Origin of the sequence: Exiguobacterium sp. s22, assembly GCF_018617455.1 — a bacterium.
Classification (GTDB): Bacteria; Bacillota; Bacilli; order Exiguobacteriales; family Exiguobacteriaceae; genus Exiguobacterium.
On record NZ_JACSKD010000002.1, the window covers coordinates 231,148 to 257,240 of the forward strand.

25 protein-coding genes, 1 tRNA gene and 1 other RNA gene are annotated in these 26,093 nt (G+C 47.6%); 24 read left to right on the forward strand and 3 right to left on the reverse strand.

The features are described 5' to 3' along the window. Positions 1–37 precede the first annotated feature (37 nt). From KNO94_RS04990 to KNO94_RS05005, 4 genes are all read left to right on the forward strand, one after another. Positions 38–274 (forward strand): hypothetical protein, encoded by a 237-nt coding sequence (locus tag KNO94_RS04990; RefSeq protein WP_012726920.1) that lies wholly within the window; start codon positions 38–40, stop codon positions 272–274. A 93-nt stretch (positions 275–367) separates the two neighbouring features. Further along, positions 368–883 (forward strand): DUF2179 domain-containing protein, encoded by a 516-nt coding sequence (locus KNO94_RS04995; protein ID WP_214741613.1) that lies wholly within the window; start codon positions 368–370, stop codon positions 881–883. An 89-nt stretch (positions 884–972) separates the two neighbouring features. Next, positions 973–1,416 (forward strand): hypothetical protein, encoded by a 444-nt coding sequence (locus KNO94_RS05000; protein WP_353047828.1) that lies wholly within the window; start codon positions 973–975, stop codon positions 1,414–1,416. A 56-nt stretch (positions 1,417–1,472) separates the two neighbouring features. Continuing rightward, complete coding sequence (locus KNO94_RS05005; RefSeq protein ID WP_214777974.1) at positions 1,473–2,168, forward strand: MerR family transcriptional regulator; 696 nt, start codon at positions 1,473–1,475, stop codon at positions 2,166–2,168. A gap of 42 nt (positions 2,169–2,210) precedes the next feature. On the opposite strand, the gene clpP is transcribed toward KNO94_RS05005, so the two are convergent. Both clpP and KNO94_RS05015 read right to left on the reverse strand, forming a co-directional pair. Then, complete coding sequence (clpP, locus tag KNO94_RS05010) at positions 2,211–2,786, reverse strand: ATP-dependent Clp endopeptidase proteolytic subunit ClpP (RefSeq protein ID WP_012726916.1); 576 nt, start codon at positions 2,784–2,786, stop codon at positions 2,211–2,213. A gap of 151 nt (positions 2,787–2,937) precedes the next feature. Further along, positions 2,938–3,010, reverse strand: a tRNA-Arg gene (locus KNO94_RS05015). A gap of 118 nt (positions 3,011–3,128) precedes the next feature. Between KNO94_RS05015 and KNO94_RS05020 the strand changes: the two genes are divergently transcribed. The 19 genes from KNO94_RS05020 to KNO94_RS05110 all read left to right on the forward strand — a co-directional run bounded on the left by KNO94_RS05020 (position 3,129) and on the right by KNO94_RS05110 (position 22,137). Next, complete coding sequence (locus KNO94_RS05020) at positions 3,129–4,274, forward strand: RNA polymerase factor sigma-54 (protein ID WP_214777976.1); 1,146 nt, start codon at positions 3,129–3,131, stop codon at positions 4,272–4,274. Between the two features lie 5 nt (positions 4,275–4,279). Beyond that, complete coding sequence (locus KNO94_RS05025) at positions 4,280–4,537, forward strand: glutaredoxin family protein (RefSeq protein WP_251125824.1); 258 nt, start codon at positions 4,280–4,282, stop codon at positions 4,535–4,537. Positions 4,538–4,646: 109 nt separating this feature from the next. After that, complete coding sequence (locus tag KNO94_RS05030; protein ID WP_214777980.1) at positions 4,647–5,675, forward strand: sugar-binding transcriptional regulator; 1,029 nt, start codon at positions 4,647–4,649, stop codon at positions 5,673–5,675. Positions 5,676–5,734: 59 nt separating this feature from the next. Next, positions 5,735–6,742, forward strand: a complete 1,008-nt coding sequence (gap, locus tag KNO94_RS05035; protein ID WP_214741605.1) for a type I glyceraldehyde-3-phosphate dehydrogenase — start codon at positions 5,735–5,737, stop codon at positions 6,740–6,742. Positions 6,743–6,839: 97 nt separating this feature from the next. Beyond that, positions 6,840–8,024 carry a phosphoglycerate kinase gene (locus KNO94_RS05040; RefSeq protein ID WP_074036297.1) on the forward strand — a complete coding sequence of 395 codons (1,185 nt, stop codon included), beginning with the start codon at positions 6,840–6,842 and terminating at the stop codon, positions 8,022–8,024. An 18-nt stretch (positions 8,025–8,042) separates the two neighbouring features. Next, on the forward strand, positions 8,043–8,795 hold the full coding sequence (gene tpiA / locus KNO94_RS05045) for a triose-phosphate isomerase (protein ID WP_078147302.1): 753 nt from the start codon (positions 8,043–8,045) through the stop codon (positions 8,793–8,795). Then, positions 8,796–10,337 (forward strand): 2,3-bisphosphoglycerate-independent phosphoglycerate mutase, encoded by a 1,542-nt coding sequence (gene gpmI / locus KNO94_RS05050; protein WP_214777982.1) that lies wholly within the window; start codon positions 8,796–8,798, stop codon positions 10,335–10,337. It begins immediately after the preceding gene. 33 nt (positions 10,338–10,370) lie between these two features. Further along, positions 10,371–11,663 (forward strand): phosphopyruvate hydratase, encoded by a 1,293-nt coding sequence (eno, locus tag KNO94_RS05055; RefSeq protein WP_012726908.1) that lies wholly within the window; start codon positions 10,371–10,373, stop codon positions 11,661–11,663. A gap of 305 nt (positions 11,664–11,968) precedes the next feature. Continuing rightward, entirely contained in the window at positions 11,969–12,766 is a 798-nt protein-coding gene (locus tag KNO94_RS05060; protein WP_214777984.1) for an aminoglycoside phosphotransferase family protein, read from the forward strand. A gap of 232 nt (positions 12,767–12,998) precedes the next feature. Then, positions 12,999–13,880: a UTP--glucose-1-phosphate uridylyltransferase GalU gene (galU, locus tag KNO94_RS05065; RefSeq protein WP_214777986.1), complete on the forward strand. Its 882-nt coding sequence runs from the start codon at positions 12,999–13,001 to the stop codon at positions 13,878–13,880. A 21-nt stretch (positions 13,881–13,901) separates the two neighbouring features. Continuing rightward, on the forward strand, positions 13,902–15,110 hold the full coding sequence (locus tag KNO94_RS05070; protein WP_251026342.1) for a glycosyltransferase family 4 protein: 1,209 nt from the start codon (positions 13,902–13,904) through the stop codon (positions 15,108–15,110). Then, a complete protein-coding gene (locus KNO94_RS05075; RefSeq protein ID WP_078147299.1) occupies positions 15,107–16,447 on the forward strand; it encodes a glycosyltransferase in 1,341 nt (446 codons plus the stop codon). The genes KNO94_RS05070 and KNO94_RS05075 overlap by 4 nt, the downstream gene beginning before the upstream one ends. Positions 16,448–16,494: 47 nt before the next feature. Further along, positions 16,495–17,382, forward strand: coding sequence for a YitT family protein (locus tag KNO94_RS05080; RefSeq protein ID WP_214777988.1), 888 nt, complete (start codon positions 16,495–16,497; stop codon positions 17,380–17,382). A 73-nt stretch (positions 17,383–17,455) separates the two neighbouring features. Next, positions 17,456–17,680 (forward strand): preprotein translocase subunit SecG, encoded by a 225-nt coding sequence (gene secG, locus KNO94_RS05085; RefSeq protein WP_012726902.1) that lies wholly within the window; start codon positions 17,456–17,458, stop codon positions 17,678–17,680. A 102-nt stretch (positions 17,681–17,782) separates the two neighbouring features. Further along, positions 17,783–18,523, forward strand: coding sequence for an alpha/beta hydrolase (locus tag KNO94_RS05090; RefSeq protein ID WP_047795090.1), 741 nt, complete (start codon positions 17,783–17,785; stop codon positions 18,521–18,523). Between the two features lie 15 nt (positions 18,524–18,538). Beyond that, a complete protein-coding gene (gene rnr, locus KNO94_RS05095; protein WP_214777990.1) occupies positions 18,539–20,944 on the forward strand; it encodes a ribonuclease R in 2,406 nt (801 codons plus the stop codon). A 54-nt stretch (positions 20,945–20,998) separates the two neighbouring features. Then, on the forward strand, positions 20,999–21,469 hold the full coding sequence (smpB, locus tag KNO94_RS05100) for an SsrA-binding protein SmpB (protein ID WP_214777992.1): 471 nt from the start codon (positions 20,999–21,001) through the stop codon (positions 21,467–21,469). Between the two features lie 49 nt (positions 21,470–21,518). Next, positions 21,519–21,874: a transfer-messenger RNA gene (ssrA, locus tag KNO94_RS05105) on the forward strand. A 119-nt stretch (positions 21,875–21,993) separates the two neighbouring features. Then, the gene (locus KNO94_RS05110) at positions 21,994–22,137 is read left to right on the forward strand and encodes an alcohol dehydrogenase (RefSeq protein ID WP_214777994.1); all 144 of its coding nucleotides are present in this window, start codon (positions 21,994–21,996) and stop codon (positions 22,135–22,137) included. A 180-nt stretch (positions 22,138–22,317) separates the two neighbouring features. Here the strand turns inward: KNO94_RS05110 and KNO94_RS05115 are convergent, their stop codons facing one another. Continuing rightward, a complete protein-coding gene (locus KNO94_RS05115; RefSeq protein WP_214777996.1) occupies positions 22,318–23,070 on the reverse strand; it encodes a DUF6602 domain-containing protein in 753 nt (250 codons plus the stop codon). 125 nt (positions 23,071–23,195) lie between these two features. Here KNO94_RS05115 and KNO94_RS05120 point away from each other — a divergent pair, with 125 nt between their 5' ends. Then, positions 23,196–25,952 (forward strand): TrlF family AAA-like ATPase, encoded by a 2,757-nt coding sequence (locus KNO94_RS05120; RefSeq protein WP_214777998.1) that lies wholly within the window; start codon positions 23,196–23,198, stop codon positions 25,950–25,952. Positions 25,953–26,093 lie beyond the last annotated feature (141 nt).

Sequence of the window (26,093 nt, forward strand, 5' to 3'; positions counted from 1 at the left end):
GGTTTTATGAAAAGCGAATTAAAGGAGCTTCATCACTATGTCGAATGAAAAGAAAAGATTATCGCTCACGATTGACGCTAAGCTCGACCAGGTCATCACAGAGCGCGCAAAAGAAATCGGGATTCCAAAAAGTGCACTCGTCACGTTTGCCACTAGCCTCTTCTTGAACCAGCTTCGTGCGGAAGAGTTGTTGAATGGAGATAAGAACGCGATCTACGAAGTCATTCGTAAAGACTACGAGTTGCTCACAAGCGTAAAGAATCTAGATAACTAAGTGAAAGGTTGACTTCGGTCAGCCTTTTTTAGTTGCATCTCTGTTGGAAATTTGGAATAGTGGTGGTAATGAATTTGAACGGAGGTCGATTGAATGGGTCAAATCTTACTCATCCTACTGCTACAACTTGTTTACGTTCCGGTATTAACGCTACGGACCATCATGCTCGTGAAAGGGAAGACCGTCATCGCCGGTTTATTTGGAACGCTAGAAACGCTCATCTATATCTTTGCGCTCGGGATCGTGTTTCAAGATTTGACGACGGTCGGAATGATTGTGTATGCGGTCGGATTCGGACTTGGGATTTTACTTGGTGGCTTTGTCGAACGGAAGCTCGCCATCGGTTACAACATGATTCAAGTGCATACGAAAGAATATCCGGCGGAACTCATCCAACAGATGCGTGACAATGGATATGGTGTCACGCATTATCAAGGGCAAGGACGTGACGGGGTTCGTTATCGTCTCGACGTATTGGCGGCTCGGACACGAATGAAAGAGTTGCGTGAACTCGTTGAGAAGCATGAACCAAAAGCATTCCTCGTTGCATTCGACCCGATCGACTTCAAGGGCGGTTATATGATGAAAGGATTGCGTCGTCCGAAATAACGCAAGGGACTCACGGAAGTGGGTCTTTTTTTGTGGAAGTAGGGATTTTACGTCATCACAGGGAACTAGTGAAGAAAGGAGATGAGACCGTGAAACGAAATCGGAGTGTGTGGATGATCTTACTGTTTATACTTGTTGGGGCGGGAATCGTTTATTTCGCCATGACTTTATTTGGTGACGGAGAAGATCCGGTCAAACCACCGCTCCCGACGGTTCGGGTCGGATCGGTGACAACGGAAGTAGAACAGTCAACGTATTGTTGGGAATCCGGTAATCAAGCGACATGTGCCGACTATGGGTTGCCGGAAGCAGATGATCTTCAACTGATCACCGTCAAACCAGGCGACCGAATCGATGTTGTCTATCATGCCGACCCGATGGAGTCGAGCTTCAATCGAATTGAGGATGGGGAAATCGTCTCGGCAGATGCAATCGTCCCAGATGAACCGGGGGTCTATCTGTATGAAATCGGTGGGGAATGGAAACAAGGTGATAGTCGTTATGTATTCGGTGTCCGAGTTCCTGAAAAGTAAGCCTTGACCTGCCTCTTAGGGACGGCTTTACAGTGAAGATAGGAGGTGGGAACACAGTGATTCCGATTGGAAGAGTGGCGCATGTGACCGGATTGTCGGTCAAAGCCATCAAATTTTACGAAGGGCGCGGGTTGATTCGACCGACACGATCGGGCAACCAGTATCGGATGTACGGGATGGAAGAGATTCGACGCTTGAGTGAAATTAAAGGATTACGTCAAATCGGGCTCAGTTTAGAACAGATTCAGTCTGGACAGTCTGTTGAGACGTTGCTTGAAACACGGTTATGTGAAGTTAGGACGGAAATTGAACAGCTTCACCGAATCGAAGGACAGATTCGGTCGATGCAGTCAGGAGGGAATGACATGAACATTCGATACGAAACATTGCGTGAACCGATTACAGTCTACGGATACGCGAGTACGTTAGAGGACATCCCGCGCGTGTGGGAGAGGCTCCAACCGGAATTGACGACGGACGAGTCATACGGCGTCTGCCTCCCGCATGAGAACGGGTATGTGGCTGGCATGACGAAGTCCGTGAGTGGGGAAGAGGCGCGACAAGTCGAATTGACCGAGGGGAACTATATCGTCGCGACAGTCGAAGGGGGCATCCCGATGATTCCTACGACATACGAGCAGCTAGTAAACGTTCCAGACGTGACGCTACGAGACGCGGTCGACTTTGAACGCTACATTCACGGGCAAGGGGGAGCGGACGACATCATTGAGATTTGGATGCCGATTGAATGAAAAAGACGTTTCCCGTTCAAATGGGAAACGTCTTTTATTTGATTAACGTGTCATGACTTTGTCGATGAGACCGTAGTCTTTCGCTTGGTCAGCTGCCATGAAGTAGTCACGCTCTGTGTCGCGCTCGATGACTTCAAGTGGCTGTCCTGTGTTTTCTGCCATGATTTGGTTCAATTTCTCACGCATCTTGATGATGCGTTCTGCGTGAATCTTAATGTCTGACGCTTGGCCTTGTGTGCCGCCGAGCGGTTGGTGAATCATGATCTCTGCGTTCGGTAATGCGAAGCGTTTTCCTTTTTCACCGGCTTGGAGCAAGAAGGCACCCATCGATGCAGCCATTCCGATACAAATCGTCGACACGTTTGGCTTGATGAAGTTCATCGTGTCATAGATCGCCATACCCGCTGTGATTGAACCACCCGGGCTGTTGATGTAGAGCGAGATGTCCTTTTCTGGGTCCTCAGCTGCGAGGAAGAGGAGCTGTGCAACGATTGAGTTCGCGACGTTGTCATCAATCGCACTTCCGAGAAGGATGATACGGTCTTTGAGCAAGCGTGAGTAGATGTCATACGCGCGCTCCCCACGGCCTGTCTGTTCGATAACTGTTGGAATTAACATTGAATCTGCCTCCTTTATGTAGGTTGTAATTTCATCATACCTGTATAGTCAATGTTGGTCAAACGATAGTCATCGTTTTTCACCTATTCCACCATTTTCGCGGCGTGAAACGAAAAAGAGGCCAGGCAATCTGCCTGACCTCAACATCTGATACACCCGGAGAGATTCGAACTCCCGACACCTGGTACCGGAAACCAGTGCTCTATCCCCTGAGCTACGGGTGCATATGTGTGACACGAATTTATTATACATTTGTTTTATTAAAAAAGCAATCCTGTTCGTTATGCTTTTTTGAGCATGAAGGAAGCGGGTTCGTTACAATGGAAGTGAGGGGGGAGAGCGATGCAACGGCAAGAGCAAAAACAAGTCCAACAGCAACAGATGACGCAAGATCTCATGCAGCGGTTACCGGTGCTTGAAGCGGACCGTCTCGCACTCACGTTTCGTCTGGCGCGTTTGGCGCGACACAATTCAAACATTCATGTGGGGAGTGGGGACCTTGGATGGGTCGCGGATGCGGCGAGCGCGTTCGAAGAGAAATTGTTCACCCAGATCCGGGAAGGGAGCGGGAGCGAATCGGAACAAGAACTGAGACGACAGCTTGTCCTCTTGCTCGACCATCGGGGACTGTTGCCGGACACGAATGAAGTATTGGCGGAACGACTCGGTGTCGACGTCACGCAAATCGAACAGGCGAGACAGGCACTCTTATTCCTTGAACCGACGGGAATCGGAGCAAGGACAGAACGGGAGTGTCAGTATCGGCATGCGATTGAACATGAGGACCCTCGCGTTGTCGATGTATTCGATGCGATTGAGAGTGGAGTTAGCCGTCAACAGATGGCAAGCGTGCTCGAAATTTCAGATGAAGAGATCGCACGTCTAGAACGCATCGTCGCGACACTTCCAAAACGTCCTCTATTATATGAAGAAACGGATCAGGTTTTTCCAGAAGTTGAGGTACGATACGAAGAGGGAAGACTTGTTACGATATGGCTCAGTCCAGAACTTGACGAAACGCGTGTCGGGAATGACCGCGAGGCGAAATGGTGGATGACGTCTCTTGCGATGCGGAATGAGACGTTACGTGAAATCTGGTCAGTCATCGAGTCTCGCCAGACCGAGTGGCTAAAAGGAGAGCTCGTGCTCCATCCGCTGACCCGTCGGACCGTGGCGCAACAAATCGGCAAGCATGAATCGACGGTCGGGCGAGCGATTCAAGGGAAGTTCGCTAAGACTGAGGGTGGCATCATGGAGTGGCGACACTTTTTTGTCCGTTCGACGAGTCATGGGCATTCGCCATTTATGATCAAACGAACGCTCGCAGAACTGATTCAACAGGAAACGGCGCCGCAAAGTGACCAGACACTTGCGAACGAGCTCGCTCGATACGGCTATCACGTAACAAGACGGACCGTGACGAACTATCGGGAAGAACTCGGATTCGGTAACTCGCGTGAGCGCGAGCGACAGTTGTGGAAGGGATGACAAATATGAAATTTACATTATATAAACGTGACAATTGTTCACTCTGTGACGAGGCGCTCGTCATGCTCGAATGGTTACAAGAAGATTATCCAATCGAACTCGAACAGGTTGACATCACGGGAGACGAGGTACTCGAGGCGAAGTACCTCTTCGAGATCCCTGTTCTCATACACGAAGGGGAAGTCATCAGTCAAGGGCGATATGATGACAACAAAGTTGAAGATTTTGTTAAGTATACGCTTACATCGAAAAAAAACGTTTGAAGGGGTTGCCAGACGGAAAAGTGATTGATAAGATGAACTCGTAGCGGTGGGACGCAAATAAAAAAGTGGGACGAAAATTGTCCACACTGAAAGTCGAGGGGGTATGAGCATGATCCAGCAACTGATTCACGTTCAGAAGCAAATTGTCCCTGACCTGCTCGATACGCTCCGACATCGTTACGATATCTTACATTATGTCCGCTTGATGCAGCCGATTGGCCGCAGGACACTCGCAACGAGTTTGGGACTGACCGAACGGGTACTCAGACGAGAAGTTGACTTTTTGAAAGACCAAGGTCTTCTTTACGTCGCTACTCAAGGAATTTCCCTCAGTGAGACGGGACGAAACGTCTTACGAGACTTGCACGAGATCATGGGAGAACTTCTCGGGATCTCAGAAGTGGCAAGAGAGCTCGAAGAAAGATTAGGGGTTCGCCAAGTCGTCATCGTACCGGGTGACTCAGATGAGACATTCTGGGTTCAACGCGATATCGGACGTGCGGCGGTCACGCAACTAAAAGCGCGGCTCGCACCGGATGATAATGTGATTGCGGTAACGGGAGGAACGACGATGGCATCGGTTGCGGCGATGATGTCGCCCGATAAAAAAGAACGCCCGATGCATTTTGTGCCCGCACGTGGGGGTCTCGGAGAAACGCTTGAGCTTCAAGCGAATACTGTCTGCTCACGCATGGCGGATCGGGCCCACGCAGACTATCATCTTCTACATATTCCGGATGAAGTATCGCAAGAAACGTTTGACCGGATGGTAGAGGAACCTAGCATTAAAAACGTGCTGGAAATGATTAGAGCGGCGCGAATTGTGGTACATGGAATTGGTGAGGCAGAAACGATGGCAAAGCGCCGTCACGCATCACCGGAGCATTTGCGGATGATTGAACGGCATGACGCCGTCGCCGAGGCATTCGGATATTATTTCAATGCTGAAGGTGAAATCGTCCATCGCGTCAAGACGGTCGGGATCCAACTCGAAGAGCTAGATGACATGGATACCGTCATCGCGGTTGCCGGAGGGAAATCGAAGGCACAGGCGATTGCCGCATATGCGAAACACACGTCGAACATCATCCTCGTCACAGACGAAGGTGCGGCGAAAGAATTATTAACTTGTTATTAAAGAGTTGACCCCCCGTTGGCTCTTCAATAAATAGCTTCTACCCTAAGGAGGAAATTAACATGGCAGTAAAAGTTGGTATTAACGGATTTGGACGTATCGGTCGTTTGGCATTCCGCGAGATCATCAAAAACGAAGGAATCGAAGTTGTTGCAATCAACGACTTGACAGACACGAAGATGCTTGCGCACCTTCTCAAGTATGACACGACACAAGGTCGTTTCGACGGAGAAGTTGAAGTACACGACGATCACTTCCTCGTAAACGGAGAGAAAGTTATCACGCTTGCTAACCGTAACCCTGAAGAACTTCCATGGGGAGACCTCGGTGTAGACATCGTTCTCGAATGTACTGGATTCTTCACTTCAAAAGAAAAAGCTGAGCTTCACTTGAAAGCTGGCGCGAAGAAAGTTGTTATCTCGGCTCCTGCTACAGGTGACATGAAGACTGTTGTTTACAACACAAACCACGATATCCTCGATGGTTCTGAAACAGTTATCTCAGGTGCTTCTTGTACAACAAACTGCTTGGCTCCAATGGCTAAAGTACTTCAAGACCAGTTCGGAATCGTTGAAGGTCTCATGACGACAATCCACGCTTACACTGGCGACCAAAACACGCTTGACGCTCCACACCCGAAAGGTGACTTCCGTCGTGCGCGTGCAGCTGCAGCGAACATCGTTCCTAACACAACAGGTGCTGCAAAAGCAATCGGTCTCGTAATTCCTGAACTTCAAGGAAAACTTGACGGTGCTGCACAACGTGTACCAGTTGCTACAGGTTCACTCACTGAGCTCGTAACTGTACTCGACAAGCAAGTATCTGTTGACGAAGTAAACGCAGCGATGAAAGCAGCAGCAAACGAGTCATTCGGTTACACTGAAGACGAAATCGTTTCTTCTGACATCGTTGGAATCACATACGGTTCACTCTTCGATGCGACTCAAACAAAAGTAATGACAGTTGGCGACAAGCAACTCGTTAAGACAGTTTCTTGGTACGACAACGAAATGTCTTACACTGCACAATTGGTTCGCACACTCAAGCACTTCGCTAACATCGCGAAGTAAGTTCGTGAACTAAATAGAATCAAATAGGAGCGGAAACAAGAGATTGTTCTCCGCTCTATTTATGAAATGACATGCACGACATATGGAGGCGAAAGTTATGAACAAACAGTCTATTCGTGACATCGATGTAAAAGGGAAACGCGTCTTTTGCCGCGTTGACTTCAACGTTCCACTCAAAGATGGCGTCATCCAAGACGAAACTCGGATCCAAGCTGCACTTCCAACAATCAAGCACTTGCTTGACGGTGGTGCGAAACTCGTCCTTGCGAGCCACCTCGGCCGTCCAAAAGGCGAGAAGAACCCTGAGTTCTCACTTGCTCCAGTAGCGAAGCGTCTCGCTGAGCTCCTCGGAAAAGATGTACCGCTCGTCGAAGAAGCATACGGTCCGGTCGCAGAAGAAGCGGTCGCTAACCTCTCTGAAGGCGATGTCGTCGTTTTAGAGAACGTTCGTTTCTACCCAGGTGAAACGAAAAACGACCCTGAACTTGCAAAAGGATTCGCAGCACTTGCTGACGTATACGTCAACGACGCGTTCGGCGCGGCTCACCGTGCACACGCTTCAACTGAAGGGATTGCACACCACGTGGATACAGCTGTTGCTGGTCTCTTGATGGAAAAAGAACTTGAAGTTCTCGGTAAAGCTCTTTCTAACCCAGACCGTCCGTTCACGGCGATTATCGGCGGGTCGAAAGTAGCGGATAAGATCGGGGTCATCGACCACCTTCTTGACATCGTTGACACACTCATCATCGGTGGCGGACTCTCGTACACGTTCTCGAAAGCACTCGGGCACGAAGTTGGGACGTCACTCCTTGAAGAGGATAAGCTTGACCTCGCTCGTCAATTCATGAAGAAAGCAGAAGATAAAGGTGTGAAATTCTTGATGCCTGTCGACTGCGTCATCACGAAAGAATTTGGCGAAGAAACGTATGTCGGCCCAGTCGATATCGACTCGATCCCAGCGGATCACATGGGTCTTGATATCGGACCGAAGACAGTCGAACTTTACGCGGACGCGATTCGCGAATCGAAACTTGTCGTTTGGAACGGACCGATGGGCGTATTCGAACTCGATAAATACGCAAACGGAACGAAAGGTGTCGCTCAAGCACTTGCAGACAGCGATGCATATTCAATCATCGGTGGTGGTGACTCAGCCGCTGCGGCAGCCAAGTTTGGTCTTGCTGACAAGATGAGCCACATCTCAACTGGTGGTGGCGCGTCACTCGAATTCATGGAAGGTAAAAAACTTCCAGGGGTCGAGGCGTTGAACGACAAGTAATTTAGAGGAGGGTTATCGATGCGTAAACCGATTATTGCAGGTAACTGGAAAATGAACAAAACACTCTCGGAAGCTGTCGCTTTCGTAGAGGAAGTAAAAAACAACATCCCGTCTACTGACAAAGTAGATGCAGCGATTGGTGCTCCGGCACTTTTCCTCGCACCGATGGTAGAAGCAGCTAAAGGGTCAAACTTGAAGCTCGGTGCACAAAACATGTACGACAAAGATAGCGGTGCCTACACTGGCGAAATTAGCCCAGTAATGGTCGCTGACCTCGGCGTGACGTACGTCATCCTCGGTCACTCAGAACGTCGCGAGTACTTCGGCGAATCAGATGCCTTCATCAACAGCAAAACGAAAAAAGCGTTCGAACACGGTCTTACGCCAATCGTTTGTGTCGGTGAAACACTTGAAGAGCGCGAAGGCGACAAGTTCGAAGAAGTCATCAAAACACAAGTCGAAGGCGGCCTCGCTGACCTCTCTGCTGACCAAGTCAAACAACTCGTCATCGCGTATGAGCCAGTTTGGGCAATCGGTACAGGTAAATCAGCGGATGAAGCTGACGCACAAAGCTCTTGTAAGTATGTTCGCGACGTGGTGAAAGGTCTTTACGGGGAAGACGTAGCGGCTGCAGTACGCATCCAATACGGTGGATCTGTTAAACCTGAGAACATTAAAGAGTATATGGCACAAGAAGATATCGACGGCGCACTCGTCGGCGGTGCTTCACTTGAAGCCGCTTCGTTCCTCAAATTGTTGGAGGCGATTTAAATGGCTAGACCAGTCGCACTCATCATTTTAGATGGTTTCGGGATGCGTGATGAATCGTTCGGAAACGCGGTCATGGCTGCGGACAAACCGAACTTCGATCGCTACTGGGAGCAGTATCCACATACGCTCTTAAACGCAAAAGGCGAGTACGTCGGTCTTCCAGAAGGGCAGATGGGGAACTCGGAAGTCGGTCACTTGAACATCGGTGCCGGCCGAGTCGTCTATCAGTCACTTTCACGCGTGAACAACGCGATTAAAGACCGTTCGTTATTCGACCGTCAAGCGATGAACCATTTGGCAGGTCATGTGAAGAAACATGATTCGAGCCTCCATATTATGGGTCTCGTATCAGATGGAGGGATTCACTCGCACATCAATCACATGTTTGCCATCGTTGAGTTCGCAAAACTCCACGGCATCGAAAAAGTGTACATTCACGCGTTCACGGACGGCCGTGACTGTGATCCGAAATCAGGAGCTGGTTTCCTCAAGGAAACAGAAGAAAAGCTTGCTGAGCTCGGTGTCGGTCAAGTCGCTAGCGTGTCTGGTCGCTACTATGCCATGGACCGCGACAACCGTTGGGAGCGCGTCGAGAAAGTATATGACGTCCTTGTAAACGGCAAAGGCGAAGTCGGTACGGACCCAGTCGAGGTTCTTGAGAAGTCGTACGAGAACGATTTGACGGATGAGTTCGTTTTACCGACTGTCATCGAAAAAGATGGCAAGCCGGTCGCGACAATCCAAGACAACGATGCGATCATGTTCTTCAACTTCCGTCCGGACCGGGCGATCCAGTTGTCGAAAGTGTTCAAAGAGAAAGCCGGATTCGAAGGCTTCAAACTCTCGGACAACCATCCTGAGAACCTTCTCCTCGTTTCGATGACGAAGTACTCGGATGACGTCGACACGGATATCGTGTTCCCACCGGAAGATTTGAAAAACACACTCGGGGAAACACTCTCTGCACAAGGATACAAACAACTCCGTGCCGCAGAAACAGAGAAATACCCACACGTCACGTTCTTCTTGAACGGACAAAAAGAAAAACCATTTGAAGGGGAGGATCGTCTCCTCGTCCCTTCACCGAAAGTCGCGACATACGACTTGCAACCGGAAATGAGCGCGTACGAACTTACGGACGGCTTGCTCGAGCGTATCGAATCAGATGAGTATGATGCGTACATCATCAACTTCGCAAACCCGGATATGGTTGGTCACTCAGGGAAGCTTGAGCCGACGAAGAAAGCGATCGAAGCGGTCGATGAATGCCTCGGTAAAGTAGTGGACGCATTACTTGCTAAAGGTGGCGCGGCCATCATCACAGCGGACCACGGGAACGCGGACATCGTCACGAACCCAGATGGCTCGCCGATGACGGCGCACACGACGGAACCTGTTCCGTGTATCGTCACAAAAGAGGGAGTCGAACTGAAACCAGTTCTCGAAGGCGCACTTTGCGACCTCGCCCCAACCCTTCTCGACCTTCTCGGTGGAGAGCAACCGTCTGAAATGACTGGTTCGTCAATCGTTACAAAATCATAAAACTATTTTTCAAGCGAAAAGGAGCGATTTTTCATGTCAATGATTACAGAAATTTACGCACGCGAGATTTTAGATTCACGCGGTAACCCATCAGTAGAAGTAGAAGTCTTCACAGAAGACGGCGGTTTCGGCCGTGCCCTCGTCCCATCAGGCGCATCAACAGGTGAGCACGAAGCAGTTGAACTTCGCGATGGCGACAAGTCACGTTACCTCGGTAAAGGTGTCTTGAAAGCAGTTGCGAACGTGAACGACACGATCGCACCAGAACTCATCGGCTACGATGTATTCGACCAAAACGCAATCGATGCGAAAATGATCGAACTCGACGGTACGCCAAACAAAGCAAAACTTGGTGCAAACGCAATCCTCGGTGTATCAATGGCAGCAGCTCACGCAGCAGCAGATGAGCTCGGTCTTCCACTTTACACATACCTCGGTGGATTCAACGCGAAGACACTTCCAACACCAATGATGAACATCATCAACGGTGGTTCGCACGCGGACAACAACGTGGACTTCCAAGAGTTCATGATCATGCCTGTCGGCGCGCCAACATTCCGTGAAGCGCTCCGCATGGGTGCTGAAGTATTCCACGCCCTCAAATCAGTTCTTTCTGGTATGGGTCTTAACACAGCTGTCGGTGACGAAGGTGGTTTCGCACCAAACTTGAAGTCTAACGAAGAAGCGATCACAGTTATCCTTGAAGCGATCGAAAAAGCTGGTTACAAACCAGGTGAAGACGTCTACCTCGCAATGGACGTTGCATCTTCTGAGTTCTACGACAAATCAACTGGTAAATACGAACTCGCTGGCGAAGGCAAGTCACTCACAACTGCTGAGCTTGTAGACTTCTACGCTGAGCTCGTTGACAAGTACCCAATCCTCTCAATCGAAGACGGTTGTGACGAAAACGACTGGGATGGCCACAAGCTTCTCACAGACAAAATCGGACACAAAGTTCAACTCGTTGGGGATGACCTCTTCGTAACGAACACATCGAAACTTGCTGAAGGTATCGAAAAAGGAATCGCAAACTCGATCCTCATCAAAGTTAACCAAATCGGTACGCTCACAGAAACATTCGACGCGATCGAAATGGCTAAAAAAGCTGGTTACACAGCAGTCGTCTCTCACCGTTCTGGTGAAACAGAAGACGCGACAATCGCAGACATCGCTGTTGCGACAAACGCTGGACAAATCAAAACTGGTTCACTTTCACGTACAGATCGTATCGCGAAATACAACCAACTTCTCCGCATCGAAGACATGCTCGGCGATGTAGCGAAATACGACGGCATCAAGTCGTTCTACAACCTTAAAAAATAATTGATTGATTGTTTCAGGCTCGCCAATCGGTGGGCCTGTTTTTTTGTGAATTAAGTTGACGTTCATTTGAGGATGGGACGACTGATTGGTCGTCTATCCGTCTTTGCGGCACCGATGCTTTCTGCAGGCAATCCACGGAGCCTCCTCGCGCTTATGCGCTTGCGGGGTCTCCGCGAGATTGCTTTCTTGCAAGAGTCACGGTGCCGCTTGGACGGACACAATCGCTCTTTGTCGGACCTTTTCGTCATCGACACACTGTGTTGCTGTATACTGAACGTGATTGATGAAGAATAGGGGTGGATTGGATGGATCAATCGAATGAACAAGAAAAAAGATTGAGCGGTGGGAACGTGTCAACTGTCTATAAAAAGGGGAATTACGTCTATCGCACTCAAAAGGAAGGCAGCGAGCGTATTCATCGATGGTTACGTCACTTGGAGGCAAAGCAACTTTCCGGAGTGCCGCGTTTTATTGGAATCGATGATCGAGGAAGAGAAGTGTTAACTTACTTGGAAGGAGAAACCGCAGACTATCCCTTGAAGTCTTACATGTGGTCCGATGAGGCGATTCAGGATGTTGCACGACTAATGAGACGTATACATGATGCGTCGACAGATTTTGAGTGGTCGTCAGATTGGTCACCGATTGACAACACGCCTCAACCGCTAGAGGTCATTTGTCATAACGATTTCGCCGTCTACAATACGATTTTCCATGAAGGAAAAGTGGCGGGAGTCATCGACTTTGATTTGGCCGCACCGGGACCTCGGGCTTGGGATATCGTCTATGCCCTTTATACGTTCGTTCCGCTCAATCGTCGTCATCAAGCCGAAACGGGAGAAGTCATCTATTATGATGCCGATCGAGACGATGCGATTTATTACAAGCGGGTATCGTTGTTTCTCGAAGCCTATGGTTGGGAGCAAGCGGAGGTCGACTTGTTCGATATGTTACAACGACGGATTGAAGCGCTCTGTCTGTTGATGAAACGAAAAGCTGCGGAAGGAGACGTCGCCTTCCAAAAGATGATTGACGAAGGACATTACGATCATTACCAAGAGGAACTTTGGTTTATTCGAACGCATGGACAGAAGTGGTTCTGAAACAATCTGAAGCGGGAATATAGAAAATGAAGCATGAATGGGGAGGCGATTTTCGTGATGATGCTCGGATTTCTTCTCTTGGTACTGCTCATTGGATTCGGCATTTGGTACTATCTCAAATCGCACCGGAATGACGATTGGTCATGACAAGATTGTCATGACCTCTCTTTTGTGTCAGTTTGCACAAAATTTGGGTATACTCTCTACATAACGAATAAAGGGGACCATGCTTATGACACGAGTACGAAAAGCCATCATCCCAGCCGCCGGTCTCGGCACCCGCTTCCTTCCTGCCACGAAAGCCATGCCGAAAGAAATGTTGCCAATCGTCAACAAGCCGACCATCCAGTTCATCGTCGAGGAGGCAGTTGCTTCAGGCATCGAGGACATCATCATCGTCACGGGGAAGAACAAGCGGGCGATTGAAGACCATTTCGACCGTGCGCTCGAATTGGAGCAGAACCTTGAATCGAAAGGGAAGACGCGCTTGCTCGAATCGGTCCGACACTCCTCGAACTTGGCGAACATTCACTACATACGCCAACAGGAGCCGAAAGGTCTCGGTCATGCGATCTGGTGCGCCCGGAAGTTTATCGGGGACGAGCCGTTCGCCGTCTTACTCGGGGACGATATCATCGAATCCGACGTGCCGGCGACGAAGCAGTTGATTGACCAATATGATGCGCACGAACGTTCGATCATCGGGGTACAGCGTGTCCCGTATGAAATGACGAACCGATATGGTATAATTGACCCGCTTGCCGTCGAAGGGAAGCTCATCCCGGTGAAGACGTTTGTCGAGAAACCGCCTGTCGATGAGGCCCCGTCGAACTTCGCCATCCTCGGTCGCTACATCTTGAAACCGGACGTCTTTGAGGCGTTATCGGGGCAAGAGGCAGGAGCCGGGGGCGAGATTCAATTGACGGATGCGATCGCACGCTTGAATGAGGCGCAGACGGTCTTCGCCTACGAATTTGACGGTCGACGTTACGACGTCGGAGAGCCGATCGGGTTCGTCGAGACGACGATTTGCCACGCGCTCAGCGATCCTGATTTAAAAGATGACGTCCATGCCCTATTGAAACGGCTCGTGGACGAACTTGATCAACAGTAAGGTGTGTTATTTTTGAAAACAATGCTTATGGTGTGTCAAAACTATTATCCGGAGATCGGCAGTGCCGGCAACCGGATGCAAAACATTACGCATTTGATGAAACAGCGCGGGTATGAAGTCGAGGTCATCACGGCCGCTCCTTCGTACCCGAGCTTTGATATGTACCAGGACGACCGCTTCTGGAACGACCAAGAGTTGAACGACCAACCGTTCATCAAGCGACTCATCACGAAGAAACGGAAGCATACGTCCAACATGGTCAGTCGTCTCTTCCTGTTCCTCGAACAGATGGTCAAAGGAATCCGGGAAGTCCGTAAGCTCGAATTGAAGCCAGACGTCGTCTTTGCGACGACCCCTTCTTTTTTTATGGCGTTTGTCGGTGCTTATGCAAAACGAAAGTATCGCGTCCCGTTCATCTTAGACGTCCGTGACCTTTGGCCAGAGTCGGTGAAAGGGGTCGGCGTCTTCAAGTACGATTGGGTTCTCACGCCAGCGTTTTGGATGGAGAAACGACTGTATCGTGTCGCCGATGAAGTCATCATCAACTCGGAAGGGTTCCGCAGCTATCTTCGTCAGCGTGGTGTGCCGAACGAGAAGATTCACTACATGCCGAACTCGATCCGGGAAGCGGAGCGCACGCTCGAGCGGACGATCCCACCGGACGACCGGATGGAGATCTTATACGCCGGGAACATGGGCCTTGCCCAGGATGTGTCGTTGTTACTGGAACTCGCCGAACGATTCCGGGACGAGCCACGGATTCATTTCAAATTGATCGGCTACGGCTATCGGAAAGAAGAGTTGAAGCAGACGATCAAAGACCGTGGCTTCCAAAACTTTTTGTTCCTTGAGGCGATGCCACGGACAGAGGCGTTTCAGGCGATTAAAAATGCGGACGTCGCATTCGTCAGCCTGATCGAGCAAGAAGTGTTCGATACGGTCATCCCTGGGAAACTCATCGACTATATGGCAGTCGGCAAACCGATTGTCGCAGCAGTGTCAGGCCATGCGGCGAATGTCATTGAAGCGGCGGAAGTCGGCTACGTGTCACGGAAACGTGACATCGATGAGATCGAGCGGATCCTACGGAAGCTCCTCGACCGACCGGATTTACGGGAGGCACTCGGGGCGAACGGGATTCGTTACGTCAAAGAGAATTTATGTTGGGAAGAGAATATCGACGTGTTAGATCAAGTCGTACAACAGTTAGTGATGGAGGAAACACGATGAAGTCAGTATGTATGTTTGTATGGAACCATTTTACGAATGATGCGCGCGTCCTTCGTGAGTGCTCGGCACTCGCCGAGGCAGGCTATGAAGTCGATTTGATCGCGCTTCAAGATCCGAAAAATAAAGAGCTTCCAAAAGAAGAGATGCGTCCGGAAGGCTTCCGTGTCATCCGCGTGAAGCGTCAACCTTCGATTCTCGTCAACGCGCTCAAGTTCGCGAAGAAGACCTATCAATGGGTGAGCGAGAAGCGAACCCGCCAAATCGGGGCTGGACTTGTCGGTGCCGGGTTGTTCCTACTCGCGCCGATCACGATGCTCGCACTTGGTGCGGCCGTTGGGACGGTCTTGTTGCCGCAAGTGCGTAAGCAAATCGTCAACGCGAGTGCGATGCTCGAGATGGTGTTCGCTTCGACGAAAAAATCGTATGACTTTTACCATGCGAACGATTTGAACACGCTCCCGCAGGCACTCCTTGCCGGAAAAGTGTTCAACAAAGGTCGGATCGTTTACGATTCGCACGAGGTACAGACGGACCGTACGGGTTACGGCTACATCCAGAGTAACCTTGAAGGATGGCTCTTGCCGTTCGTCGATACGATGATGGTCGAGAACCATACGCGTGCGGCGCACAACGAAGAGTTGTACGGATTCTATCCGTACGTGCTCCACAACTATCCGTTCTACCGTCCGCTCGACTTCTCGCTTCGTAAGGACTTGCATGCACTCCTCGACTTGCCGAAAGACGAGAAGATTCTCTTGTATCAAGGGGGCATTCAAGCAGGGCGCGGTCTCGAGCAGCTCGTGCTCGCGGCGAAAGACTTCAAAGAAGGGACGCTCGTCATGATCGGGGACGGGAAACTCAAACCAACGATTCAACAGTTGATCGAGACGGAAGGGGTCGGCGACCGCGTCAAGATGATTGACAAAGTACCGGTCGAAGCGTTACCTTACTATACGATGAACGCCTATTTAGGCTTCCAAGTATTGAACAACGTCTGCTTCAACCACTACTCGGCCTCGTCGAACAAATTGTTCGAGTATTTGATGGCCGAAGTACCGGTCGTCTCATGTGACTTCCCTGAAATCGAACGGGTCGTTGCGGGGAACGACGTCGGGGTGCTCGTCGATTCGCACGATCCACAATCGATCGCGGACGGCGTCAACCGGATGATTGAAGACCAAGCACTCTATGCGCGTGTCAAAGAGAACACGAAGACCGCGCGTGAGAAATATAACTGGGATTTGGAAAAAGAGGCACTCTTGAACGTCTACGCGAACGCCGCGGAGCGCAAGTTGCCGATTATGAAAGACGGTGCGCCAAAGCCAGTACAATCTTAAGACTGCGGCTTTTGCCGCGGTCTTTTTTCTATGGAGGGAGGACATTTATGAAACGTCAACAACAACATCTATTGCGCCAACAAGTATGGCGCAAGCTACAAACCATCTCGGTGAAGGACATCGTCTGGATCATCGCGGGCTCCTTCATTCTTTCGTTCGGGGTCAACTACTTTACCGTACCGAACGACTTCTCGGAAGGTGGCCTGCTCGGGGTCACGATCATCCTGTACTACGTGTTCGGCTGGGACCTCGGGCTCACGTCGATCATCGGGAACGGGATTCTCTTTATCGTCGGCTATAAGCTGCTCGACCGTCGGACAATGGTCTATTCGGTCATCGCCGTCATCGCGACGTCATTCTTCCTCAGTCTGACACATGACTGGGGCAGCCCTGCCGAGGACAAACTGCTTGCGGCCGTCTATGCCGGAATCATGATCGGGGTCGGAATCGGCATGGTGCTCCGTGTCGGCGGGACGACCGGCGGGGGCGTCATCATCGCCCGTCTCATGGAGCGCTATCTCCACTTGAGTGTCGCCGTCTCGATGTTCATCATCGATGCGATCGTCGTCGCGACGTCCGGCTTCTTCTTAGGGGAACAAGTCGTCCTCTATACGCTCATCGCCATTATCATCGGCTCATGGGTCATCGACCTCGTCGCGGAAGGTCTCAACATCCGTAAAGCCGTCACGATCATCAGCGACAAGCAAGAAGAGCTCGCCGTCGTCTTGACGGAGACGCTCGGACGCTCGGCGACGATTATCCATGGACATGGCTACTACACGAAGCAGGATAAGAACATGTTGTATATGATCGTCGACAAACGTCAGATCGCGCCACTCAAAAAAATCGTCCAAGTAACGGACGACCGCGCCTTCGTCGTCATCCACCAGGTGAAGGAGGTCATCGGGGAAGGGTTCAGCTACCCGTCCCGATAATTTGAATGCTGGTGTTTTATTGATAACTTCTATATAATAAAAGGCGTGTAAATAGAAGGAGGAACTGACTACTATGCAAACGATCGCTACAATCAGCCTACTTGTCGTGGCTGTCTTATTGATTGTCGTCGTACTGCTCATGTCAGGTCGGTCGCAAGGTCTTGGAGCGATTGCAGGTGGCGCGGAGCAGTTGTTCGGACGCCAGAAAGCACGCGGCTTCGATGCTGTTTTGAACCGAACTGCAGCTGTACTAGGCACTTTGTTTTTCATTTTAGGATTACTAGTCGCATCATTATGATGATAAGGCTGATCGTTCTCGATTTTCACGTGAGGCGGTCAGCTTTTGTTTTTTCGATTTATTTTTTGGGAATAATGTAGATACGAGGAGATGACAGATAAAATGAAAGTAACAGCACCAAAACCGTTCTTCTTCGAGGGCGGAAAACGTGCCGTGTTGATGTTACATGGCTTCACTGGATCGAGCGCGGATGTCCGCATGCTCGGTCGCTTCCTTCAAAAAGAAGGATACACATGTATGGGACCGATCTATCGTGGTCATGCCGTCCCACCGGAAGAATTACTCCAATATGGACCGAAAGACTGGTGGGAAGACGTCTTGGACGCCTACCAGACGCTCGTCGACAAAGGTCATGAGGAGATCGTCGTCTGCGGACTCTCGCTAGGCGGCGTGATGTCGCTCCGTCTCGCCGAGGAGAAAGACGTCAAGGCGGTCATCCCGATGTGCGCACCGACGGGAATCGATGCCGAGGACCGCTTGTATAAAGGAGTCCAGGCATATGCCCGAGAATATAAGGGTAGAGAAGAAAAGTCGCCGGAACAGATCGAGCAGGAGATGGCAGCGTTCAAACCGATGCCAACATTGAAAGACCTCCGTGCCTTCGTCCGCGACACGGCGTCGAAGCTCGAGGACATCTTCGTCCCGACACTCGTCGTCCAAGGCGCCAAAGACAACATGATCGACCCGGAATCGGCGAATCAAATTTACGAGGCGGTCAACACGTTCCAAAAAGAGTTGCTCATTTATGAGAACTCGGGACACGTGATCACACTCGACAAAGAAAAAGAGAAACTGCACCAGGACGTGCTCGATTTTCTCGAAACGTTAGACTGGTCAGTCTAAGAAGGAGGTGTCACGTTGAATTTACGTGACCAATTACTAGAGATCTTACAGGCGAGCGAGAAACCGCTCTCTGTCGATCAACTGACCGAGCGACTACAGCTCGCGTCGACGGATGACTTCAAAGAGCTCATCCGCACATTGAATGCCCTCGAGGAAGAGGGCGCCATCGGCCGGACGCGGACGAACCGTTACGGGACGCTCGCCACGCTCGGCCAAGTCGCGGGAATCATCTCGATTCACCAGCGCGGCTTCGGCTTCTTGTCGGTCGAAGGGGAAGCGGAAGACGTGTTCTTGCCGCCCGACCAACTGAAGGACGTCTACCATGGCGATACGATCCTCGTCAAAAAACGCGAGGACAACCGTGGCAAGACGGAAGGGATTTTATTGAAAGTATTGAAGCGCGGACTCTCCGAGTTCGTCGGGACGTATACGCTCCCGAGCGGTCGACTCGACCAGTTCGCCTTCATCGAGCCAGATGACAAACGCATCAACTTCTGGCCGGTCGTCAACCCGGACAAATCACTCGGTGCCGTCGACGGACATAAAGTCGTCGTGCGCATCACGAAGTATCCGGACGGACGCTTCGCCGGTGCTTGTGACGTCGTCCGCATCATCGGGCATAAGAACGACCCAGGCGTCGACATCTTGTCGATCGTCTATAAGCACGGCATCCCGACAGAGTTCCCGGAGGACGTGATCGCTCAGGCGAACGCGGTACCGGACGAAGCGGACGAGAAAGACTTCATCGGACGCGTCGACCTTCGTGACGAGACGATCTTCACGATTGACGGCGAAGATGCGAAAGACTTGGACGATGCCGTCCACGTCAAGAAACTCGATAACGGCAACTACGAGCTCGGTGTCCATATCGCCGACGTCTCACATTACGTGAAAGAGGGCTCACCGCTCGACGTTGAGGCGCTAGAGCGCGGGACGAGTGTGTATCTCGTCGACCGCGTCATTCCGATGTTGCCGCACCGACTCTCGAACGGGATCTGTTCCCTCAACCCGCACGTCAACCGCTTGACGCTCAGCTGCGTCATGGAGATCTCCCCACAGAACGGGAAGGTCGTTCGCCATGATCTGTTCCCGAGTGTCATCAAGACAACGGAGCGGATGACGTATACGAACGTCCGTGAGATCATCGAACGTGATGACGAAGAGACGTTGAAAAAGTACGAACCGTTCATCGGTGAGTTCGACCTCATGGCTGAGCTCGCGGAAGTGCTTCGGAAACGTCGTAACTCGCGCGGTGCCATCAACTTCGATTTCGCCGAGGCGAAAGTCGTCGTCAACGAGGAAGGGAAGCCGGCAGATATCGTGCTTCGTCCACGTTCGGTCGCCGAGAAGTTGATCGAGGAGTTCATGCTCGCGGCCAACGAGACGGTTGCGGAACACTTCCACAAGATGGACGTGCCGTTCATCTATCGTGTCCACGACAATCCGAAACCGGACAAGCTCGACTTCTTCTTCGACTTTGTCGCAAACTTTGGTGTTCATATTGAACGCATCAAAGGGCAGACGGTCGAACCGAAGACGCTTCAAAAAATCTTGAAGGCGATCGACGGGGAACCGGAAGAGCCGGTCATCAGCACAATCATGCTTCGTTCGATGCAACAGGCGAAATATGACGACGTCTCGCTCGGTCACTTCGGACTCGCGACAGACTTCTATACGCACTTCACGTCACCGATTCGTCGTTATCCGGACTTGATTGTCCACCGTCTCATGCGCACGTACGTCTTCAACAACGATTTGTCGGAGAAGACAATCGCGAAGTACGAGGACCGTCTCGGGGCGATCGCCGAACAGGCATCGAAACGGGAACGTCGCTCGGTCGACGCAGAGCGCGAGACACAGGCGCTCAAGAAAGCCGAATACATGGAAGCCCATCTCGGTGAAGAGTTCGATGGTGTCGTCGCCGGCGTCACGAACTTCGGGATGTTCATCGAGCTTCCGAATACGATCGAAGGGCTTGTCCGTCTCCAGTCGATGGATGACTACTATCACTTTGATGAGTCACAGCTTATGCTTCTCGGGGAGCGGACGAAACGTCAGTTCCGCATCGGGGACGCCGTCCGTGTCAAAGTCGACGCCGTCAACTTAGACGAGCGGACGATCGACTTCACGGTCGTTGGTATGCCGAAACGGGAACAGTCAAGCCGTCGTCAACCGACGACGATCAAAGCGAAAGGCGGTCGTCCGAAGAAGGACGAGAAAGACCGTCGTGGCGGTCGCGATCGGGACGACAAGAAGAAGCGCGGCAAACCAGGAAGACCTGGCAAGCCGGGCAAACCAGGTGAGAAACCGAAACGAGACGGGGAGAAGTCTTCCCAAGGCCGTTCGGCACTCGACCTGAAGAAGAAAGACAAGCACAAACGAAAAGGCGACGCCAAACGAGGTGCGAAGAAACGTCGCTGAAGGGGGAGGGTTCGTCCCTTCCTCCGTATCTTGTAGATAAAGGACTGAATGTGTATGGCCAAGAAGAAAGATTTGAACGCACTCGCCCAAAACCGCAAGGCGTCCTTCGATTACGCGATCGAAGATACGATTGAGGCGGGCATGGTGCTCACAGGGACGGAAATCAAATCGGTCCGTCAATCGAAGATCAACATCGCGGATGCGTACGTCCGGTTCGATGGGGGCGAGGCGACGCTTCACAACTGTCATATCAGCCCGTTCGAACAGGGTAACCGCTTCAACCACGACCCACTCCGCGTCCGAAAGCTATTGTTGCATAAGAAGCAGATCAATCAGCTCATCGGGGCGTCAGGGCGTGATGGCTACACGATCATCCCGCTCAAAGTGTATATCAAGAACGGGTTCGCCAAGTGCCTGCTCGGCGTCGGAAAAGGGAAGAAGAAGTACGACAAACGTGAGGACTTGAAGAAGAAAGACGCGAAGCGTGACGTCGACCGTGCGATGCGCGATCGGCAAAAATACTGACAACGAATCCTAATTGTGGTATATTAAATGGAGTACCAATTACCACCTCGGGGACGTTATGGATTCGACGGGGGTAGGTCGGTCGTATGTGGCGTGTCGAGGGGTCGGCCTCGTTAAAACGCAAACGCCTATAACTGGCAAAACTAACACACAACTCGCAGCAGCCTAAGTGCCCTGCGGATCCTGACATCCATCGCTTGTGTGGATGACTTTCAGGGTCTCAAACTAAGCAAGCTACGCTTCAACCTCGCCGTCTGAGGGCGCGAAGAAGAGATGAAACAGACTGGATGCGACAACGCCTGTTTATCGGCAGTGTCACATCGAGATTGAATAGATAAACTACACACGTAGAAGCATACGTTACGATGCCTTCGGACGCGGGTTCGACTCCCGCCGTCTCCATTTTGAAGCAGTCTGTAACGAATGCGATCAATGATTTTCATGAAGACCTTCTAATTTCATTGAGATTAGAGGGTCTTTGCTTTTTGTTGAAAGTCAGCCATGAAGAAAGGAAGGTGAAGCGCATGGGAAAATATCAATTAGACAAGAGAAGCAAAGTAGCTGCGGCGAAATACCAAGACGGCAAAAAGCCGACTGTCTCGAACAAGAAGGAAAGACTGAACAAGCTTCGTGAGGCGTATTTGCAAAAGCAACAAGAGAAGAAGTGATCTGATTTAGTATTAAAGACTTTTAATTGAATAGACATATTACGAAAAAAATTAAAGGTAAGATAAAGGGTTACCTAATTATATTTGAACTGCCTCTGAGTGGTGGGTACTAGTAAATGGTGCACATTATACGGAGGCAGTTCTTTTTTAAGACAAGATTTTCGATTATGTGAGGTCTGATTAGTATTCATATTTCGACACTTGCCATATCATCTTAGAAGTTTTTCCGTTCATTATTGGATACATGTGACTTTTCATTGAAGGCGCGACTTTATCACTAACATACTCTAATAAGTTCGAGAAAAAATATCCAACAGATATGTTACCTAAGTCATAGCACGAATATATATCGTCTGATTTTTTTATGAAAATTCCATTTTGGGCAAAACTCTTATTTTCGTTAATTACAATATGATTTACGGAACTATTTGATTTTAAAGATAATTTCATAGAAGATTCCAATTTTTCTGTTGGTGAATAAAAATCACTTTTCGTATCGTATACAAAGATTCCATTAAAAATTTCGTGACTAATTATTTTTTGAATAGAGTTTGATTTGTTTATAGTGTTTGCAAGGACACTAATAGTTTGAGAAGTTTTTACCTCTATTACGCCCTTTACACTCTCTGGTGGAACAATTACAAAGTCTCCTTCTTTAAAATACACTGGATAAGAATTATTGTAGATTATTACATCAATTTGAGTAGATATAGCATTATTATTTAAATTGTCTATCGTAGAGGATTTGACAAACCCTGTACCCACACTTAAGTTTAGGGGAACTATTTTTTTTAAAAAATTTATCAAAATTATTTCTTTATAATTACCGTCAGCACCATAATGTTTCTTTCCAATTAAATTTCTTACTTTATTCTGGTAAGCCTTAAATTCTTGGGATATTGTTTCTTGATAATTTAATGAAGAAATTTTCACTTATTATTTCTCTCCTTTTTTTATTTTTATTCTCCAAATAATAATCTTGCCTATCAACATGGTTTAATCAATTTAAATTATAGTATAAAATGTAACTAATTAAATTATTTTGGGAGTGAATATTTATGAAAAAATTTATAAATACCAAAGGTTCAGTCTGGAGAAAATGGGATTTACATTTGCATACCCCCGGAACTGCTCTTAATGATCAGTTCAATAGCGATTGGGAAGGTTTTTTGTCAAGGATTGAGAATTTAGAAGATTTGAGCGTTCTTGGGATAACTGATTATTTAAGTGTTAATAATTATTTTAAAGTGAAAGATGAAAAATTAAAAAATAGTAGACTGGGAAACATAGATTTGATATTGCCTAATATTGAATTAAGACTAACAGATTATACAGATAGAGAAAGAGCTGTTAATTATCATGTCATTTTTAGTCCAGAAATAGATCAGTACATAGTTTCAAAGTTTTTGCAAAATCTTAAATTTGATTTTAAAGGTAGAAGTTATACTGCGACGTATAATGATTTATTGGAGCTTGGTAAACAAACATTACCTGAGGCATCAGATGAATTGGCTTATGTAGAAGGCGTTAATCAATTTAAGGTAAGTGTAAATGATATACATAAAATTTTAGAGCAGGATGAGAAATCAATATTCTCAGGAAAGTATATTGCTGGGGCAGCAAATAAACAAGGTGACGGTATTTCAGGAATTAGACACGATCAATTTAAAGCAGTTAAAGAAAATATTTATCAAAAATGTGATTTTATTTTTAGTAGCAACCCAAAAGATCGAGAGTATTTCTTGCGACAAAATAAGGCATTAGGAACACCTAAACCTTGTATACATGGTAGTGATGCGCATCAATTAGATAAAGTTGGCAAGCCTGACTTGAACAGGCACACTTGGATAAAATCAGATCCAACTTTCGAAGGACTTCTTCAAATTCTAACTGAACCAGATGGAAGAGTTAGAATTCAAGAGGATAATCCCGATAAAAAAATAGACCATAATATTATTGATAAAGTAGTGTTTAAAGATCCAGATAACTTTCAGTCTAATTTTATTGAGTTAAATCCTGACTTAAATACAATAATTGGTGGGAAATCTTCAGGTAAATCACTGTTACTTTATAAAATCGCATCTACAGTTTCACCAGAAGAAGTTGCTCTTAGAACAAAGAATAAGGTATGGAATAATAGTTATGAGGATACTTTTATTGATAAAGTAGAGTTCGAAGTTCACTGGAGAAATGGAATGATTTCTTCAAGTGAAGATTTCGCTAGGCAAGGTAAAGTTACATATATTCCTCAGTTATATATTAATGCTTTATCTGAAGACACTGCAAATGAAGTTTTACAAGAAAAGATTTGGGAGATAATATTAAGTGATAGTGTAATCTCAGAATTTCATCAGTCTTATTTTAGTAATTTAGATTTATATAAAACAAATATCAATACATTAAGTTACAAACTACATGAGGAGTTATCTAAACAAGTTCAGATTAAAAGTAAGATTCAAAGTTTTGAAGATTTGACTTTCTATGAGACTGAAAAAAATAAACTGGTTCACGAATTAGAGGCTTTAAAAGTTAAATCAAAATTTAGCCCGGAAGATGAAAAAGAATCAAGACTTATAGAGTGTAACCTTGTAGATTTTCACGGATTAGAATCCACATCTTTGAATCAAATCAATGAGTGTGGTGAATTTATAAATGTGATTATTGATTTAAGGCAATCCATAAAACAACACTTTTTAAAACTAGAAGTACTAAAAGACCCTAAATTAGTTTCTTTATATAATGATTTCGAATCAATAATTAACATCGAGTTTAGTAAATTTGAAAGTGAAGTCCAAGAATTTAAACAAAAATCCCAAAAATCCCAAACAGATTTAAGTAAACAAATAATTGATTATAAATCTAGATTGACCGAAATACAATCAAAGTATTCGTTTTCAGAGCGAACTGAAATCCTTCAGGAAGAAATTTCTGAATTCGAGAAAAAAATAATGTTTTTAAAAAAATTAAAAGATGAACACAGAATTTCCTTAGAATTCTCTGATAAATACATGAAGGATTTGAACGCATCACTAGAAAAATTAATTGCTACTCAGTTAAAATTTGTTGATTTAATTAATTCGCAACAAGCAGGTGCATTAAAAGTTAAGTCTAAAGTTAGTTTCAATTACAATAAATTTGAGAATACAGTTATTGATAATTTTAACCTTAGAAGAAACTTGTCTACATCTATACCTTTGGAGATTATTGATGATAATCGTCAATTTATTTTTGATTTGAGCGATTACTCAGTTAAAATTAAAAAATTATTAAATCTAATTATCGAACTTCCGGCTGACCGATTTAAAAACAATTATTCATTAGTTCGAATTATCGAAGATTTATATAGACCGTATACAGAAATTATTCTTGATGTTGAAAAAGATAATGACAATATTAGTCAGATGTCTCCAGGTAAAAGAGGTTTAGTGTTATTAGAATTATTTTTAAGTATTAGCACTGAAAAACATCCTATTCTGATTGATCAACCTGAAGATAATTTAGATAACAGAACCATTTCTAAAGACTTAGTAAAATTTATTCGAAATAAGAGCATAGATCGACAAATTATTTTAGTGACTCATAATGCTAACTTAGTCGTGTTGACTGATTCCAATAATGTTATAGTCGCAAATCAAGACCCATCTATTATTGAAAATAATGAAGCAAGATTTGAATATTTGACTGGATCGCTTGAGTGTAATTTTGAAATTGAAGGTGAAAAAATTGATTGTCAAGGCATTAGAAATCATGCATGTCTAATTTTAGAAGGTGGACAAGAAGCATTTGAGTTAAGAGAGTTAAAATATGGTTTTTAATTAAAATAATTAGATGGAAATCAGTTAATTCAGAATCTCTTTCCAAATAATCATCATGTGGATGGCCGGACCATTGTTCATGTGATGAATAGAGACACCCGTGTCGGAAATTTTATGATATGCGTTTCGACCTGCATCAAA